General features: G+C 31.2%; 13 protein-coding genes. 7 read left to right on the top strand and 6 right to left on the bottom strand.

Annotation, left to right across the window (positions count from 1 at the left end; all coding sequences use genetic code 11):
- The first annotated feature begins 34 nt into the window (after positions 1-34).
- Positions 35-2,389, top strand: coding sequence for a hypothetical protein (locus H277_RS0106105; protein ID WP_019974706.1), 2,355 nt, complete (start codon positions 35-37; stop codon positions 2,387-2,389).
- Positions 2,390-2,431: 42 nt separating this feature from the next.
- On the opposite strand, the gene H277_RS0106110 is transcribed toward H277_RS0106105, so the two are convergent.
- The 6 genes from H277_RS0106110 to H277_RS0106135 all read right to left on the bottom strand — a co-directional run bounded on the left by H277_RS0106110 (position 2,432) and on the right by H277_RS0106135 (position 10,199).
- A complete protein-coding gene (locus tag H277_RS0106110; protein WP_019974707.1) occupies positions 2,432-5,854 on the bottom strand; it encodes a hypothetical protein in 3,423 nt (1,140 codons plus the stop codon).
- Positions 5,855-5,907: 53 nt separating this feature from the next.
- Positions 5,908-6,954 (bottom strand): glycosyltransferase family 9 protein, encoded by a 1,047-nt coding sequence (locus tag H277_RS0106115; RefSeq protein WP_019974708.1) that lies wholly within the window; start codon positions 6,952-6,954, stop codon positions 5,908-5,910.
- Positions 6,955-7,076: 122 nt separating this feature from the next.
- Positions 7,077-7,781, bottom strand: a complete 705-nt coding sequence (locus H277_RS0106120; RefSeq protein ID WP_019974709.1) for an SDR family oxidoreductase — start codon at positions 7,779-7,781, stop codon at positions 7,077-7,079.
- A 12-nt stretch (positions 7,782-7,793) separates the two neighbouring features.
- Complete coding sequence (locus H277_RS0106125; RefSeq protein WP_026357442.1) at positions 7,794-8,567, bottom strand: SH3 domain-containing protein; 774 nt, start codon at positions 8,565-8,567, stop codon at positions 7,794-7,796.
- Between the two features lie 13 nt (positions 8,568-8,580).
- A complete protein-coding gene (locus tag H277_RS0106130; RefSeq protein WP_019974711.1) occupies positions 8,581-9,357 on the bottom strand; it encodes a hypothetical protein in 777 nt (258 codons plus the stop codon).
- Between the two features lie 65 nt (positions 9,358-9,422).
- Positions 9,423-10,199 carry an enoyl-CoA hydratase/isomerase family protein gene (locus tag H277_RS0106135; protein ID WP_019974712.1) on the bottom strand — a complete coding sequence of 259 codons (777 nt, stop codon included), beginning with the start codon at positions 10,197-10,199 and terminating at the stop codon, positions 9,423-9,425.
- Positions 10,200-10,287: 88 nt separating this feature from the next.
- On the opposite strand from H277_RS0106135, the gene H277_RS0106140 reads away from it, so the two are divergent.
- The 6 genes from H277_RS0106140 (at position 10,288) to brxC (ending at position 18,327) form a co-directional block, all read left to right on the top strand.
- Positions 10,288-11,559: a leucine-rich repeat domain-containing protein gene (locus H277_RS0106140; protein WP_019974713.1), complete on the top strand. Its 1,272-nt coding sequence runs from the start codon at positions 10,288-10,290 to the stop codon at positions 11,557-11,559.
- Positions 11,560-11,762: 203 nt separating this feature from the next.
- Complete coding sequence (locus tag H277_RS0106145) at positions 11,763-13,217, top strand: site-specific integrase (protein WP_019974714.1); 1,455 nt, start codon at positions 11,763-11,765, stop codon at positions 13,215-13,217.
- Positions 13,218-13,377: 160 nt separating this feature from the next.
- Complete coding sequence (locus H277_RS0106150) at positions 13,378-13,596, top strand: helix-turn-helix domain-containing protein (protein ID WP_019974715.1); 219 nt, start codon at positions 13,378-13,380, stop codon at positions 13,594-13,596.
- On the top strand, positions 13,583-14,158 hold the full coding sequence (locus H277_RS0106155; RefSeq protein ID WP_019974716.1) for a DUF1819 family protein: 576 nt from the start codon (positions 13,583-13,585) through the stop codon (positions 14,156-14,158). Before H277_RS0106150 ends, H277_RS0106155 begins: the two co-directional genes overlap by 14 nt.
- Position 14,159: 1 nt before the next feature.
- The gene (locus H277_RS0106160) at positions 14,160-14,759 is read left to right on the top strand and encodes a DUF1788 domain-containing protein (protein WP_019974717.1); all 600 of its coding nucleotides are present in this window, start codon (positions 14,160-14,162) and stop codon (positions 14,757-14,759) included.
- Positions 14,752-18,327 (top strand): BREX system P-loop protein BrxC, encoded by a 3,576-nt coding sequence (gene brxC / locus H277_RS18720; protein WP_019974718.1) that lies wholly within the window; start codon positions 14,752-14,754, stop codon positions 18,325-18,327. Before H277_RS0106160 ends, brxC begins: the two co-directional genes overlap by 8 nt.
- The last annotated feature ends 2 nt before the right edge of the window (positions 18,328-18,329 follow it).

The following is an 18,329-nucleotide window of genomic DNA, read 5'->3' on the forward strand; positions in this document are numbered from 1 at the left end:
CAACCTATCTTAATCAAAATTAATTAAGTTGAAGATGAAATTTAAAATTGTATGGTTGTTTGTTTGTATATGTATACAACTTAATGCTCAGACAAAACTTGATGCAGCGATAAAGAACCTTGAGGAGAATTATAGCCAAGAAAAAATTTACATCTTATTCAATAAGGAAAGTTACATTGCCGGCGAAACAATATGGTTTAAAGCGTTTATTCTTAACGGATATAAACCGAGTTCTATTTCGACTAACCTTTTTGTTGAATTATACGATAAAGACAAAAAGAAAATTGACAAGAAATTGCTTCCTGTTTTTAAAGGACAAAGTGATGGAAGTTTTTCATTAAAAGATGATCTACAAGAAGATATTTATTTTGTGAGAGCTTACACCACGTATATGACATCTTTTTCTGAAGATTTTCAATACATTCAACCAATTGCAATTTATAATCCTACATCAACACTAAAATTAACCAAGAATGATGAAATTAAATGGCGTGCATCTATTCATCCGGAAAGCGGAACATTCATAGAAAATCAAACGACAAAATTTACCGTAAGATTACGAACTATTGGAGAGCTACCTAAAAAATGGTCAGGGGTTATTTTCGAAAAAAATAACCCTGTTAATAAAATCTTGACTTTTAACAGCCTTGATGAGAATGTTGCTTCTTTCTATTTGAAAGCCCAACCAAATAAGTCTTATCAATTACAACTAAACGATGAGACCGGTTATCAACAAATTGTAGATTTACCCTTCGCTAAAAAAGAAGGTGTTTTATTTAAAGTTATTCATCATGGAGAAATTGCATACCAATTAAAATCAATCAATCGTCAGAAAAAATTATTACATTATAAAATCGTCGGAACTGTTAATCATAAAGTAGTTTATAAGGCAACAATTAAAAAAGATATTGAAGTTATTTCTCAAACTATTCCTGCTGAATCTCTTCAGAAAAACAAAGGAATTTTGAACCTTAGTGTATTTGATGAAAATGACCATCTTATTGCCCAACGTTTAGTTAATAATTTTTCAGACCAATCAATAGCAATTCCTACACCCGAACTTATTTTCGATACAAATAAAAATCCCAGGGAAATAAATACAATCGAACTGAAATCGAAAGAATCAATTCCCTATACAGTTCGTATAAATAATTCTAAAAAAAATCTGAGTGATAATTTACTGTCTGCGCTTTATCTAACAAGTGACTTTAATGACAAAATAAGTAATCCTGCTCAATATTTAGAACATTCTAATTCTGAAGCATTAGATGCTTTGCTTATTTCGGAAGAATTCAAAAAAATGAATTGGAACAACGCCTTTAATATAAATCGTCAACAGAAAAAAAATACAAATCATTATTTGTCCTACAAAGGAAAAGCAATTCTAAATAACGAACCATTAACCAACACAACTCTTAATCTATTTACTGAGAGTCCGAATAATGAAAAACAATTATTCCAAGTAGAAACAGATGCAAATGGAAACTTTGAACTAAATAATCTTATCTCTTACAATCCGGTTACTATTTATTATTATCGAAATACCAAACAATCGAAATCTAAAAATGATGATTATTTAAACTTATCATTTGTTCCCATCGATAATTTTAGTCCTTTAAAAAAGGGGCTACCTCCTACCCAATATTATCTCGTAGAACGAAAATCAGAACAAAATCTTGATACAGAGAAACAAGTTGTTGAACAGCAGAAAATCAACAAAATTGTAAATGACAAAAGTATCCGACTAAAAGAAGTAATCGTGAGAGCTGAAAAAGAGTCTAATACAAAGAAATTAAATGATGAATTAAGTAGCGGAATCTTCAAAAATAACTTTCATGAAACTGTTTTAGATTTTATTCATGGTGATTACAATGTTATGTCATATACGAATATCATTGATTTTTTAACTGGAAGAGTAGCGGGGCTAACTGTTCAATATCAAAGAGGTGTACCTACTCCTATCATACGAAATACTATAGCTAATGTTTATTTAGACGAAAGGCTGATAGACGCTTCAACATTAGCTGGTATCAACCCAAATGATATCGCTATGGTAAAAATTTACAAAGGAGGCATCATAGGTTACGCAATTGCCGTTTATTTGAAAAAAGGACATACAAGAGCTGCAAGTACTATTTCTTCTCCCAAAAATAGTATCAATTTAACGGGTTACGATAAACCTGCTCCATTTCTTAGTAACGACGAATACGAAACACTTTATAAAGATATTCCAAATGATAAGAGAGAAACACTCTATTGGAATCCAAATCTACTTAACCAATCAAATATTGAATATTTTAACAATGATAATCCCAAAGGCTACACTTTAACTATTCTTGGTTTTGATGAAGAAGGAAATCCGTTGTATTACGAAGAGAAAATAAACTAATTTAAAACATGAAAGGCGTTTTAATCAAATGCCTTTCATGTTTTAAAATCTTGCCTGTACCTGTACACTTCCGGTATGTATTGGCTTATTTTGTTCTGTTTTTCGTCCGTCATATGAGATATTCAATTGCAAAAAACTTGTAATTTGTCGCTGCAGTTGCAATTGCCAAACAAAATTATTTCCGGCACGCAAACCTTCCATCATCTGATTTCCGACTACAGATTCCTGGTTTCCTGTAAATTTATTATTGATAAAACTAAAGCTTCCCAGCAGACTCATTTTATCCGAACTATTCCACTGGATTTCTGTTCCTAAATCGGATTGATGTAATTGTTCTTCTCCCGAAACATTTTTTTTATTCTGATAATTATAAAACAACGACGTAACAATTGATTTTTCCGTCTGATATGTGATTTTTGGAGACAAACGTATAGTATTCAATTTATATTGACGACTTAAAAACAATTCCGAATCGCTATTGATCACCATATATTCAGTGTCCAAACTCGCAATTAAATCCTGCAAAATTTTATACCGTGTCTGCAACAAATAACTATCTGAATCCCGGTATTCAGAACCTGTATAAACATATGTTTGAGATTGTTGTTGATTGTAAATAAAGTTTGAAGACCATTTATATTGCGTTCCTTGATTAAAAAAAACAGAAGAGCGAATACTTCTTGTTTTACCCAAAATTTGAGATGAATTCGTAAAAGGATTCCATTCCAATGTAGAACCTTCTTTCCGAAGAGAATTACTTGCCGAAATAGTTTGCTGAAACATCCAGCGGTTCCAAAACTCATTTTCAGTATTGAAAACCTGCTTTGGTCGAAAACGCAAGGTAAAATTGAACTGATTCTTATTTGTTTTTAGGTATTCAATCGTATTGGTATAGACACGAATATAATTCGCTTGATCAATAAATTCGGCCACTTCAAATTCATCAATTTGCTCGATCCCATCACCATTATAATCCGTCCATTTATAAATTCCCATTCCATCCGAGACCTTCACATATTGAAATTCCCGTTGCGGTTCCACTCCACTTCCAACCTCATAGTCAACATTTAATTGTAACCCCTGATTAAAAAAAGCTTTATACCATTTCACATTTCCGGTCATAAAGTCTTCATTTGAAGTTTCTAAAAACTGATAATTTACTCTTCTGTAATGGAAATTCAAACTCAATTGATGATTTGGTTTTTGAATTAAAGTAGAATTAAAAATAGCTCCTTTACTTTGTTGAATATTTTGCCAGGCTCCTAAACGAACCGAATCATCTTGTCTCTGATAAACTGTCAGATCAATTTTATGTCCAATAGAATCTGCAAAACCTCCTTTCACCTGAAATTCATTCCACTTAAAACTCAAGTTCGATTTTTGATTCAATGTCAAATCATCCATCTCATTATTTTCACCCCAAACACGAGCACCAACCCAGAATTTAGTTCCGATTTTACGTTTTCCATCTACCATATAACGTGAAAAATTGGTGTTCTGAAGCGTTGCTTTCGTGGATAAAATATTCGCTTGAGCAATAATTTCATCTTTCGATGTTTTATAATTGGCATCAAGTTGATTTCTTACTCCTTTATACAAACCTGCATTTTCAAGATAATCCAACTTATATTGTGCCGTAAATTTTTCTTTCCAAGCCGAATGAATTTTTGCTGTCATAAAATTCTGATTGACTCCGCTTAATTCTTGTTCTAAATTAAAATCACGTGCAAATTCAACAGCACGCAGACGTTCAGCACTTTTATAATTTTTATGAATATAATTCCATTCTGCGTAAGGCGTAATTTTCCAGTCCTTAAAAGAAAACGTTTTTTCTCCATATACCCGTGTCGCTAAGCCGGAATTGTTCGCATCATCAATCGAAGAAAATAAATTCTGATCATAATTACTCAATCCTAAATTAAAACCAATATTTCCATTATTTTTTAATTGATATTGACCATTCAATGTATAAATCTGTAATTTTTTAGGGGAAATCAATTGTTTAATTGGTTCATAATCTCCTTGCAAAACACCTGCAATTGGTTCATTGTATTGAAAAACTTTTCCGTTTTGATTTGCATTTATTTGCCGGTAATTTCCCTGATTTGCTCCAACATATGTAAAAGCAACCTGATACAATTCGTCAGTTGGATCAGTCGAATATTCAAAAATATCGAAGCCGTTTAAACTTAGTTTTCGGTATAAAATTTTGTTTGAATCATACGTTGTTTTTTCAGCAGAAACAGTATACATCTTGTCCGGATCGTTTCCGGCATTTGCCAAGATTTGTTTTTCCTGATCTGTTAAATCATTTCCAAGCGAATTATTTTTAGAATCTCCTTGAGAAAAGAAAAAACCTGATAACTTTAATCGTTCCGATTCATATTCAGCACCTCCGTAAAGCAAAACCTGGGAATAATTGCGAGAATTATATAAGTATTCAACATTAATACGGGTATTGGCTGTAATCAATCGACTTGAAGTGAAGGAAATTTCTCCTGTATTGTAATTTATCACATAATCATTCTGCTCTCCACGTTCCAGTAAAACACCATCTATATATACTTTTTCACTTCCTGAAATAATGATTACATATAGTTCATTATTCTTTCCTGAAAGTCGGTAAGGTCCTTGATTTCCGTCTTGTCCAACAAAATTAACCCGCATAAATTCGCCTCGCGTAATACTTCCTGAAGCAAAAATATTCGTTGAAGACTGCTCTCCTTTTAGTTGTGTAGACAATTGCAGTCCTGTAACCTTTTGATTGAATGGATTAAAAAAATCTCGTTCTTGTGATGTATTAATATCAATATGACCGGCACGAATTTTAGAATTTTTATTGGCTAATTCGATGTATACTTTATCAAATTCCTGTAGATTTTGTGTATAACCATCAGATTCTATCGGTACATTATTATCCGCAATGGCTGCGCTCACTGTAATATCATCGGACAATTTCCCTGATAATTCTAAATCCAACGAAGACTGGACGGAAGCACTTTGATTATTTCCAAAACGAATGCCTCGTACCATCGAACCTTTACTGTTCAGCCCATCAAAAACATCTTTCGTTGATTGTTTTGAATTTGGTTCTATTTGATGAAAAATATCAACAGGTTTTGCATCATGAACAATGATGTTCGGATTTTTTGCATAAAAAACTGATTCAGCTAATTTAGGGTTCACGAAATACTGAATCTTTACCATTTGCTTTGCTAAAGAAGAGTCGAAATAGATTTCATTTCGTTCAACATTAATGGTATAAAAGTCTTTCGGAATTAAATTTCCGGCAGAATCTAAAACCTGAAATTTTTCGGCAAGAATTCCTTTGTTTAGTAGTTGTATGGTATCTGAAATCTGAACAGAATCTTGTCTATAATTTGGATTTTTCCACCCAAAGTTTTGCGCCGAGACAAAACTGTTCGCTAACCATACACTCAGGAAGAATAGAACTCGAAACTGCAAAAGATTTTTATAGAATAACGAAAAAAAATAATTAAAATTTTAAGGAAGCTTTTTTACAATATTATCTCTAGGGCTTCCATTACTCCTTCTTGGTTATCATCTTTTGCTAAGACAACTGCATTTCCTTCTCCATAAGGCTTATACCTTTGCATAAAATCTTCTGATTTGAATAAACCAATTGTCTTAGAAGGCGCTGCACTACTAAGGTGCATCATTCCTGAATCTGCTGCAATTACAACTTCACAATTAAACATAACAGATGCAATTTCACGAACATCTTTACTATAATATTCCGGTAATTTATGTGTTAACATCGAAATATTTTCAACCGGAAGTATTTCAATTAAATTATATTCTTCAGCATATTTAGGGTAAAATAAATTGTAAAACTCTGTCCACCATTCTTCATTGTAACATTTTGCACCAGTTGCAAAAGTGAAAAAAGCGATTGTTTTCTTAGAAGAGTTTTCAGTAATTTCTTCCAACATTTTTTTGCCTTTTTCTATTTCTCTTTCACTTAACTGTATATTTTGTTGAGGAACTGCCTCTTTTCGCTCTTTCCCATCAAATAACTCCAAAAACTTTCTGAATTGATAAACAGGATATTGCGCTTGATGCAACTGATTTTCTTGTGTTGTATCGGCAATAAACTCATCTCCAAAAAGCTTATATTTAGAATTAGCAAAAGAAGTAGAAAGACGTCCGGATGAAGATTGTTTGTCTACGTTAATCACCAAATCATATTTCTTCCTTTTTATCTTCAACCAAACTTTGATGTAGCTTGCTAAGTCCTTAAAAGGTTTTTTGGGTAATTCAATAATTTGATCGATTTGAGGATAATTTTCGAAAACAATAGGAGCTACCTTTCCTTTTACAAACAAATCTATTTTTACCTTTGGATTAAACTGTATAATTTCCTGAACAAGAGGAGTTATCAACAAGGTATTTCCCAAACGTTGATTAGGCCGGTTAATTAGAACTCGTTCGATTTTTATTGACTCACTCTTGTTAATATTTTCAAGCGAACCTTTCCCAATACCACCTGTTAAACCACGCATAATTTTGCGTCTATACACGTTTATTTTTTGTTTAAAACTCATTGTTATTTATTAAAAATAATATCCAAAAACAGACTAATTTTCAGATTACTAATCTATGTATTCTAGCGATGAAAATAAAATCTTTTTTCAACAAAAAAAGACCTCTAAATGAGGTCTTTATATTACTTCGTCTTTGTGGGACGTACTTCTATTTTACTTGGTAAAACGTTTGGGTTCATTTTCAATAAATCAACGACCATCTGCCCTAAATCTTCTGGTTGAATTTTCCAGGCATCTTCTTCATTTGGAACATGACCATTAAAATGAGAAGTCACAGAGCCAGGCATAATCGTAGTACATTTGATATCGTAATTCCGTAAATCAAGCATAGCTGCTTGTGTAAAACCTACTACTCCAAACTTTGACGCATTGTATCCTGCTCCATTCGCAAAGAAATTTGTTCCCGCCAAAGACGCAATCGAAATATAATACCCTTTTGATACTTTTAACGCTTCAACAGATGCTTTCATTGTATGAAAAACGCCTGTCAAATTCGTGTCAATCATAGCATGCCAATCCTCTAAAGATAATTCATCAACAGGTGCAAATTTTCCCAATCCGGCATTTGCTATTACCACATCCAGATGTCCGAACGCAGCAATAATCTGTTCCACTGCATTTTGTTCATCTTCAAAATGTCTTACATCCGACTGAATAGCTAAAACATTTTGATTTCCTAAGTAATGACGCGCTTTTTCTACATCATCAATATTTCGTCCGGAAATAGCAACTTTAATTCCATTTTCTAATAAAGCTTTCGCAATTCCTAACCCGATTCCTTTTGTTCCGCCTGTTATATAAGCGACTTTACTTTCTATATTTTGCATAGTATTTATTCATTATTCTTGTTGTAACCAATTCCATTTATTATTCTTCCAGAAGATAAATCCTCCTCCGCAAGCTTCCGATTCATGGATGTAAAACGCATCATAATTTAATTTGACAATTTCATTTTTCGGAACATCTTTAAATGCTCTGAAATCCTCTTCATAATTTGACCAAAGTGGTGTTCCTTTTGAAACTTTATATAAAATAGGCAAACTATAATCTTCGATTTCAAAAGGATCTTTTGTTCCTCCTAATCCATAAATCTGACTTCCATTTTTTTGATGATTAAGAATCATGATTCTAACATTCCCTTTTGGATCTATCATTCGGAATAAATCATCTTCTATCGTATCTCCAAAAAAATCACCCTTTATCGCAAAAACATCAAAAGAAGTTGCTAAATAGTAATCTTTAAGCGCTGGGTATTTCGCGATTATTCTTTCATTTTGATGAATAAATTCCTCCTTTGAAGTTAAAAAACCGTCAAAAGCATAATATTTATTTGTATCAATCGGAAAAGTTAAATCATCATCTACAAGCACTTGAAAATTATTTCCTGCAATTTTCACCCAATTCCCTTCAATATTTTTTCCATTATCCACAACTGAATAAGGTGCCAATTTATTTTCTACTTTTACAGAAGATCCATATGGAATTTTTCCTATTCGTTTTCCATTTGGTTTATCTCTGACGATTAAACCACTCGGAGCTGTCACATAATAATCTGTTTGTGAGAAGACATAAGAAGAAAAGACGATAAAACACAAGAACAAACTTTTTTTCATAGATTAATTTTGGTTATTTTTGGTTGAGCCAGTTCCATTTACCGTCTTTTCGGTAAATAAAACCACCTTCTTTTGCATTATCCTGATGCACATAAATCGCATCATAGTCTAAAGTTACAATTTCATTTTTAGAAACACCATTTAAATTTCGTTTTACTCCATCTTTATAATTCGAATAAAGAGGTGTTCCTTTTGGGATCATCATCAAGGTTCCGAAATCATAATTTGTAATTTTAAACGGATCTTTCGCTCCTCCCAGACCATAAATCTGACTTCCTTTTTTCTGATTATTTACAATAAACAAACGGACATTTCCCTTTGTATCAATCATTCTGTATAGATAATCAACTACTCCATCACCAAAAAAATCACCTTTTATCGCAAAACATTTGTAAGCTGTCGCCAAATAGAATTCGTTAAAAGCAGGATGTGTAGAAATTTCTTTTTCGAATTGATTGATAAAATTTTGCTGCGTAATCAGATAACCGCTGAACGAGTACAAATCGTTTTGTAAAATAGAATCATTAATCCCTTCGTCAAGAACTAATTTTGATGAATTTACATCTAACTTCATCCAATTTCCATTTTTTGCTTTCCCATTATCTAAAATAGAAAAAGCTTCTCCTTTTTCTTTTATTTTTACAGGGTAGCCATACGGAATTTTTCCTACTCTTTTTCCGTTCGGACTTGTTCTAACGGTTAACCCTTCCGGAGCTATAACTTGATAAATTTCTTGCGAAAACACAACAGAACTCATCATTAAAATGAATCCAAAAAACATTTTTTTCATACTGTAAAATTAAAAAGCTTCAAGATATCCTGAAGCTTTTTATAAACATTTATTTTTAAGACCAATTACTTAAAGTTCGGTTTTCTTTTCTCCACAAAAGCAGTAGTTCCTTCTCTGAAATCTTCTTCATCGAATAAATTTCCAAAACTTTCAATTTCAATCTCAAAGCCATTGTCTCTGTCTGATGCATTAATCGCTTTGATTGCGTGACGAATTGCAACAGATGAATTTTTAGAAATTTTAGAAGCGATTTCTTTTGCCCGGTTAATCAATTCTGATTGCTCTACCACTTCATTTACCAAACCTATTTCATAAGCACGCTCTGCTGTAAACATATCTGCTGTCATAATTGCCTGCATCGCTCGACCTTTGCCTATCAATTTTGGTAAACGCTGCGTTCCTCCATATCCCGGGATCAATCCTAATGTAACTTCCGGCAAACCTAATTTAGCATTCGTAGAAGCAATACGGAAATGAGATGCCATTGCCAACTCTAATCCTCCTCCCAATGCAAAACCATTAATAGCCGCAATAACAGGTTTTTTGAAATCTTCAATTTTATCAAAGACATTTTCTTGGCCTTTAGCAGCCAATTGTTCTCCCTGGCGGCCATCAAAGTCTGCAAATTCCTTGATATCTGCACCTGCAACAAAAGATTTTTCTCCGGCACCTGTTAAGATGACCACTCGAATATTCGAATCAAAATCAGCATCTGTTAAGAAGTTTGAAATGTCATCTAACAAATCTTTATTCAGGGCATTCAACGCTTGAGGACGGTTTAAAGTCACTAAAGCAATTTTATTTTCTACTTCAACAATAAGATTGTTATAATTATATTCCATTTTGTTTGTGTTTTATTACTACCCAAATTTACTAAATACTTTCAATTCTTTAAATTATATTTGTTCTATCAAGAACACAATATTACTTATGAAAAAAATTTTACTCGTTTTTACTCTATTTATTATTTCGAATGGTTTTGCGCAAATAGATTCACAAACAGATAAGGAAGCAATAAAAGAACTTTACAAAAAACTGGGTCGTTATGAGGAAGGCTATTTTAATTCACCTCTTAATCTTATTTATGGTATTACAACAGAAGAATTTGAAGGAGTAAACCGTGTAACAAAAATAAATCTACCTGAAAGTCATTCATTTACAAATAACTTTAATTCATTTCTTTTATCCGGTGATATAGATTTGAGTATAGAATTAAACAAATTAGAAAAATTAAAAGAAGTATCATTGTCTAAAGATAGAAAAGTAAATTTGACTCAAAGATTGAATTACATTATAGATTTTGATAAATTATCTAATTTAGTTGATCTCGAAGTATTAAAATTTACGGATGCTACTAACAATACTAGTAAATACTTGTTATCTTTAATTACGAACAATATAAAGAATGCAGATAATTTGGTTCATTTGAAAGAATTAAGTTTGAGTCAGTTTAATTCGAGGTATGGAGATCAGAAAATTGAGATTCCAAACTTTAAGTCCCTTAAAAAGTTGGAAATTTTCAATGGGTTTGTCTATTCAGATAAATTTATATTTAATTCTAATATAGAGTCATTAAGACTGGATATTGCGGGAGATTATAGTCAAAATTATTTTGATAACTTAAAAAATTTAAAGTCGCTTTATCTTAAAGGTGATTATACTTATTTACCAAATTCTTTAGGAAACCTAACTTCATTAGAAAGTTTAAGTTTAAATAATAATATAATTCCAAAACTTCCGGCTACTATAACAAATCTTCAGAATTTAAAATCAATATTTTATTCGAATTTTGTAAACGTATACCTAAACAATGAATTAGTAGATATAAAATCATTGAGAGAAATTGGGATGGGTAATAGTTATTCTAACACAGCTGGCGCATCTCTCAGTATTTATAACAAAGAAATTATCAATAATCTTACCCAACTTGAAACTATTAAAATATTACTAACTACTGATCATCAGTCCGATCTTTCTAGTTTTGACTTTGCTAAATTAAATAATCTAAAAAACTTAGAATACAATATTGATTGGTATAGTATTTATGATGAAAATGATTATCAAAATTATGTTCTTCCTAAAAATATTGACAAATTAATTAATCTGGAGCACCTATATTTAACAATTGGAAACGAACCTCAAGATATAAGTACGTTAAACAAATTAAGGAATTTACAAGATCCATTTCTATTTATTCCATAAATTATTGATTCACTATTAAATAAGGCGTAACTATCTGAAAATTAATTATCTATAGAGAGTTATTTGTCATCAGTTATTAACATAAGTCATCATTATTTATCATATATCATCACAAGATGGGTTCCCCCTTTGGGTTCCCCTTTTTTTTCTTTCATGATTTTGGAATTAAAAAAATTATCCGGTAGTATTGTTAGAAATGTTATATGATTACGTATTTATTAAAAAATAAGATTGAAGGAAAGGAAAGTAGTGTACAGGTTATTATCGCAAATATCTTTAATGAAGATAAGCGTTTAAAAATTGGGTTGGGTATTTCTATAAGACCAGAAGAGTTTGGAGTTAAAGGCAAACTAGATCCAAAAACGAATAAATTAATAGGCAACTATGTTTATAATAGGGATTTCCTTAATAAATCTCGTAAACCTAATGCCTCTAAACTTAAGACTTGTATAGCAATATTTGAATCATGTGTACAAGAGTCAATTCTGTATTTTCAAAATTTGGGAAAATTACCATCTGCGGAAGACTTCAGAATCAAATTAGATGAATTAAGAGTCGGCAAAGGAATATTATCACCTACAAAATTTAAGAATCAAGAAGTAAAGGAGAAAATCAATAAGAATGTGGTTTCGGAGTTTATAGACTACTATATTAATGATTGTAAGTTTCAGTTTGATAATAATACGCCCATTGTTGGAATCGAGACTATTAAAAGTTATATCAAAACGTATAAGCATTGGTTAAACTATGAACAGTATAAAAAGAGGAAATTTATTTTTTCAGAACTAGATGAGGAGGTAATTGTGGAGTTTCAACACGTTACCAACAAGATCAAAACTGGTAGAATAAATCTTAAATCTAATAATCTTAAAAACAAAAAACCAACATTTAGCGAAGAGGGATACGCTAAACAATCTATTGATAATTTGTCTGATTCTTTTTTATCACTTGTTAATAAAGCTTCAGGTGAAGGTTTAAGAAATAATATCAATTTTAAATCTCCAAAGATTAAAATCAAAAACGCTGGTAAAAAGAAAAAGTTTTATATAAATGAGGATATTTTAGTTAAAATTCTAGAGTACCAGCCAAAATCAAAATTATTGCAGAACGCAAAAGATTATATAATACTTGGAGCAACAACTGGGATGAGATATCAAAGTATAAAGGAATTGAAAAATCATAAAATAACATTTATTAATATAGATGGTAAAGAATTGCCAATTGCTAGAAACATTGCGAGGAAAACTAACGATGATACATTTTCACCAGTTTTTAAGCCAGCCATGGATATCTATTTAAGAAACGGTAATAGTTTTCCACATATCTATTCATTAGCATATATAAACGATGGAATTAGAAAGCTTTTGAAAGCTTTAAAAATTAAGGATAAATTCAACTTGGAGTATAATGTATTTGGTCTCCAAAAAGAAAGTACAGAAGAGTTGATTTCGGATTATATAAGTAGCCACGAAATGCGATCTACGTTTATTACAAACTTAGTAAATTATGGAGTAAACCATGATATAGTCAAAGCATTGACTCATGAACATGATACCGGAGATGCATTTAGTCTTTATGTAAAAACAACATCACTCGATCAAGTCCGAAATTTCTACTATGCAACTAAAAATCTAAATTCAAAAATCTATAAGTATTAATATAGGAATGACTATATATAAACCCACCTTCTGTAATTGGAATGTGGGTTTCTTTATTAAAGTATAATCAGCATATTTGAACTTATTAAATAATATAAATTTTGTTAAAAATTATCTCATATAATTCACTATTTTTACCTCGTTCGATTAAAAATTCTAAATGAATAGGATCAAGGAAATTATAGATAAGAAAGGTATAAAACAGACTTGGCTAGCAGACCAGTTAGGCAAAAGTTATAATATGGTTAATGGTTACGTAAGTAATCGTCACCAACCATCAATTGAAACTTTGTACAAGATTGCCAGTATTCTTTCGGTTGAAGTAGATGAGTTATTAGTAAGTGTTGAAGAATATAAATACAATAATGGGAAAGTATAGTAAAGACTACAAATTCTCGTTAACCGCCGGAGCTTTATTGTTAGATGAAATGATTCTGGTTAATCAGTGGTTATTGGATAATGAAGTGTCTATTGATAAGTTCCAATTAGAGGTATTAGGTAAGGATCGATTAAAAACAAGTAAACGTGAATTTGCTGAGATCAAAATTAGAATAAATAGTTTATCAGAAGTAGAACGACTTTTTCTTTCAGAAACAACAATGGAAAATAAGAAATTAATTTGTTACCTTTCCTGCATTAGATCTTATCGAATATTCCGAGAATTTATTGATGATATTTTGATAGACAAATTATCGATTTTTGATTTCAATGTTACAGATTACGATTACCAAAAATTTTTCAATGATAAAGCGGATCAAAATGCTAAAATTGAACAGTTAGCTCAATCTACTAAAGATAAAGTGAAACAAGTTACGTTTAGAATTTTGACACAAGCGGGATTATTAGATGATCAAAAAAACAGAACGATCATTAAACCATTTTTGGACTTTTCAATACAAGGTCTATTAAGTGCGGATGATTTAAAATACCTATTACAGTAAAATGATAGACGAATTACAAATTAAACAAGATTTTGATACCATATTCAAAATAACTTCTTCTGAAGGGTTTCTTAAGATGGAAGCTCTTAATGGTGAAATACCTTTTTGGATCGCACCATACGAAGTAAAGTTACACAATGAGTACGAGAAGCAGATTGAAAATCTGAGAAAGAAATTAAAGACTAACTCTATTCAAGCATTGGTAATAGATTTATTCCAATTAGCTTCAGAAATTATATTTGAAGATTTTACTGTGGAACAAATTGAGAAACTTGAAAAAAGAAAATCTAAAGAACAGTTTAAAAGAGCTTTACAGGCTACTTTAAACATACACGATATATTCATACCAAAAATAAAAGAATGCCTAGAATCTAACGATTACAACCTTCTAATCTTAAAGAATGTTGGTAGTTTATATCCTTTCATGCGTTCACATACAATATTGAATAATTTGCAAAGTGCCATTAAAACCAAACCTGTTTTAATCTTTTATCCCGGAGCTTATACTGGGCAATCATTAAACTTATTTGGAGAACTAATCGACGACAATTATTATAGAGCAAACAACATACTTAAACATAAAAAATTCATTCATGAGTAACTTTAAACAGCTTTTTAAAGATGATTACAGCAGACCAATAGAAACTGTTGTAAAAGCTGACGACAAAGAACATATATATACAGAGGTAAAAGAATACGTTGTCACGAACGAAATCCAAAAACGTATTACCAACTTCTTCGAATCCTATAATGATCAAGCTACAACAAATGGAGTTTGGATCAGTGGTTTCTTTGGTTCTGGTAAATCCCATTTGCTGAAAATTTTAAGTTATGTTCTGGAAAATAAAATTGAAAATGGTGAAGCACTTGGACAAATTTTCGCAAATAAAATTGTAGATGATCCTAAGTTAAAAGCTGATATTGAAACATCTTTATCTAAATATCAATCGGAGAGTATCCTTTTTAATATTGATCAACACGCACAGATTACATCTAAGAAAGATAATGATGCTATTCTTCAAGTGTTCTATAAAGTGTTTTATGATCACCAAGGCTTTTTTGGTTTTGCACCTCACGTTGCGGAGATGGAATCATTCTTAGTAGATGAGGGTGTCTATGAACAATTTAAGCTGGAGTTTGAAAATGAATTCGGTAAATCATGGATTGATTCTAGAAATAAATATTCGCATCCTTTGGTGGAAGAAGCAATTGCTATTGCATGTGCGAAAGCATTTAACAAACCAGAAGATCAATTTGAAGGGTATTTAGATAAATTAGAAAACCAACTTAAATTTTCTATAGAAGATTTCGCAGATAGAGTACAGAAATACATCAACGAAAAAGGAAAAAACTTTAGATTAAATTTCTTTGTTGATGAGGTAGGGCAGTACATTGCAGATAATGTAAGTTTGATGTTAAATCTTCAAACGATTACAGAATCATTAGATACTAAATGTAATGGAAGATCTTGGGTTATCGTAACTTCTCAACAAGATTTAGAAGCCGTAATTGGAGATGAAACGATTAAACAAAATCAAGATTTCTCGAAGATCCAAGGTCGTTTCGCGATTAAAATTCCTTTAACCTCATCAAATGTTGATGAAGTAATTGAGAAGCGTTTATTAGAAAAAAGTGATACTGGAAAAGTACAACTATCAGATTTCTATTCCAAAGAACATCAAAACTTAAAGACACTTTTGAGTTTTTCAGAACATGGTGTACAGTTCGTTGGATATGACGATTCCGAAGATTTTGTCAATAAATTTCCATTCGTTCCTTATCAATTCGATTTATTTCAACAATGTATCAAATTCTTATCAAAGCACAATGTTTTTCAAGGGCAAAATGCTTCAGTAGGTGAACGTTCTATGCTAGGAGTTTTCCAAGAGGTATTAAAATATATTCTGGAATCTACATCAATTAATCATTTGGTTTCATTTGATCAATTATTTAATGGATTAGAGACAGCTTTAATATCAAATGCGTACAATTCTATTTTATTAGCCAATAATCAATTAAAGCATAATCCGCTTGCAATCCGCATATTGAAAGCTTTATTCTTAGTGAAATACTACGATAGTTTTAAGGTAACACTACGCGATGTAATGGTTTTACTTTTGGATGACGCTACAGTTGATTTGTCTAAATATACAACTGAGGTAGAACAAGCTTTAACGCTATTAGAAGAGCAATCATACATCCAACGCAAGGGTGATTTTTATGAGTATTTAACAGATGAAGAAAAGGATGTTGAGGAAGAAATTAAGTCAACAGAATTAGATCCGTTAGCCATTGCTAAAAGTATTAATGAATATGTTTTTGATGGAATCATAAAAGATTCTAAATTGAAATATCATTTAAATAAACAAGAGTTTGAATATTCTCGTTATGTGGATGGGGCGTTAATGAATAACAGAGAACGCGAAATTAAAATTCATATTATTTCACCAGATTTTACTCAATACGACCAAGATAATTATTTTACGGGGAATACGGTTGCGGAGAATGGTTTACTATTTATCAAACTTCCAGAAGATAAACGATTGTTGAATGAGATTCGAATGATTAATAAAACGGAATCTTATATTCGTAAAGCCAATACGAATGCGTCAAGTGAATCAGTCCGCCGAATTCTGATGGATAAAGGAAATCAATTAACAGAGCGTAAAGCTGGTGTTATTCGTTTATTAGAGCAATTAATCCCAAGATCTACATTTTATTTAAATGGACAAGCTTATTTTGGTTCAACCTCTAACGATCCAAAAACTAAAATACTTGACGCATTCCAAATCTTAGTGGAAGTTGCGTACTCTGATCTTAAATTAATTGGTACAGCTAATTATGATGAGAACCAATTAGCGGTAATCATGAACCGATCGTCAGTAGAATTATTTGGAGATGATGACACATCATTAAACGATGCCGAGAAACGTGTATTATTATATTTGGAACGTAGAAAGCAGGGACAAGAATTAACAACACTTACTAGCTTGCGTGATAAATTTCAGATGAAGCCTTATGGGTGGAAGCCTATGGCAACTTTCTGTATAGTTGCATCATTGTTTAAACGTGGGAAAATTGAAGCGAAGAAAGATTATACCATTTTAGATGATAAGGCATTCTTAAAAAGTTTAGATAACAATACTACTTGGAACTCAACGACTGTAGAAATTCAAGTAGAAATTGATCCACGTAAACTAACGGAGTTAAAAACATTACATAACGATTTATTTAACGAATCTAATGTAGGTATTGATCCACGTACCATTGCACAGAACTTCAAACAGAAATTAAGTGAAGAGTTGATTGCAGTAAAAGGTTATATTAACCAAACTTCAACCTATCCTTTCTTAAGTATTTTAAATTCTTTTAAGGATGATCTGGATAAAGTACATCAATACGATCAAAACAAACTATTTGAAGAGCTTAAAAACTACGAGGATAAACTGTTAGATTTTAAAGAAGATATTTATGATGCGATTCAAGAATTCATGTCTGGAGAGCAAAAGAATATTTTTGATAGTGTTCGACAATATTTAAACGGGAATACATCCAATTTTAAATTTGTTGACCAACAAAAGATTGATCGTTTAAAAGCATTTTATGAAGATCCTAATCCGTATGCACAAAACAAAATGCGTGATGCGAAAACTTTGATGGAGGAAATCCAGAAAGAAGTAATTGAGATCATCGATAAAGAACGTCAATTAACAATTCATGCTTACCAAGAAACGATGACTAATTTGGAGCAGGATTCTTATTTTGCTCAATTGAAAGATAATCAAAAAGATTTGATTCTGATTGATTACCGTGATAAATTGAATGCGTTCTCCAAAGAACGTTATATCGAATCTTTACAATTGGCTCGTAAAACATTGGAAGATCTATTTACACAATCGATGAATAAGATTGTTGATTTTATCGAAAAGAACAATCCACAACCATATCCGGAAGAATCAACTATTTCTGATAATGGAAGTACTTCAACTCCAGTAGTAAATGAACCTGTTATAAAACCAAAAAGTTTTATCAATAAAACCGAAGTTTTAAAATTGGTGAAGTTTACTAAAGTTCGTTTAGAAAATTCGGATGATGTAGAAGCCTACATTGAAGCTTTAAAGAACAAAATGATTGAACAAATTAACCAAGACAAAAACATTACATTATAGCC

The sequence above is a fragment of the Empedobacter brevis NBRC 14943 = ATCC 43319 genome (assembly GCF_000382425.1).
Lineage (GTDB): Bacteria > Bacteroidota > Bacteroidia > Flavobacteriales > Weeksellaceae > Empedobacter > Empedobacter brevis.

Coding starts and splice junctions, on each gene's coding strand:
- H277_RS0106105 (WP_019974706.1), top strand. CDS start 35: ATGAAATTTAAAATTGTATGGTTGTTTGTTTGTATATGTATACAACTT.
- H277_RS0106115 (WP_019974708.1), bottom strand. CDS start 6,954: ATGAGTTTTAAACAAAAAATAAACGTGTATAGACGCAAAATTATGCGT.
- H277_RS0106120 (WP_019974709.1), bottom strand. CDS start 7,781: ATGCAAAATATAGAAAGTAAAGTCGCTTATATAACAGGCGGAACAAAA.
- H277_RS0106125 (WP_026357442.1), bottom strand. CDS start 8,567: ATGAAAAAAAGTTTGTTCTTGTGTTTTATCGTCTTTTCTTCTTATGTC.
- H277_RS0106130 (WP_019974711.1), bottom strand. CDS start 9,357: ATGAAAAAAATGTTTTTTGGATTCATTTTAATGATGAGTTCTGTTGTG.
- H277_RS0106135 (WP_019974712.1), bottom strand. CDS start 10,199: ATGGAATATAATTATAACAATCTTATTGTTGAAGTAGAAAATAAAATT.
- H277_RS0106140 (WP_019974713.1), top strand. CDS start 10,288: ATGAAAAAAATTTTACTCGTTTTTACTCTATTTATTATTTCGAATGGT.
- H277_RS0106145 (WP_019974714.1), top strand. CDS start 11,763: ATGATTACGTATTTATTAAAAAATAAGATTGAAGGAAAGGAAAGTAGT.
- H277_RS0106150 (WP_019974715.1), top strand. CDS start 13,378: ATGAATAGGATCAAGGAAATTATAGATAAGAAAGGTATAAAACAGACT.
- H277_RS0106155 (WP_019974716.1), top strand. CDS start 13,583: ATGGGAAAGTATAGTAAAGACTACAAATTCTCGTTAACCGCCGGAGCT.
- H277_RS0106160 (WP_019974717.1), top strand. CDS start 14,160: ATGATAGACGAATTACAAATTAAACAAGATTTTGATACCATATTCAAA.
- brxC (WP_019974718.1), top strand. CDS start 14,752: ATGAGTAACTTTAAACAGCTTTTTAAAGATGATTACAGCAGACCAATA.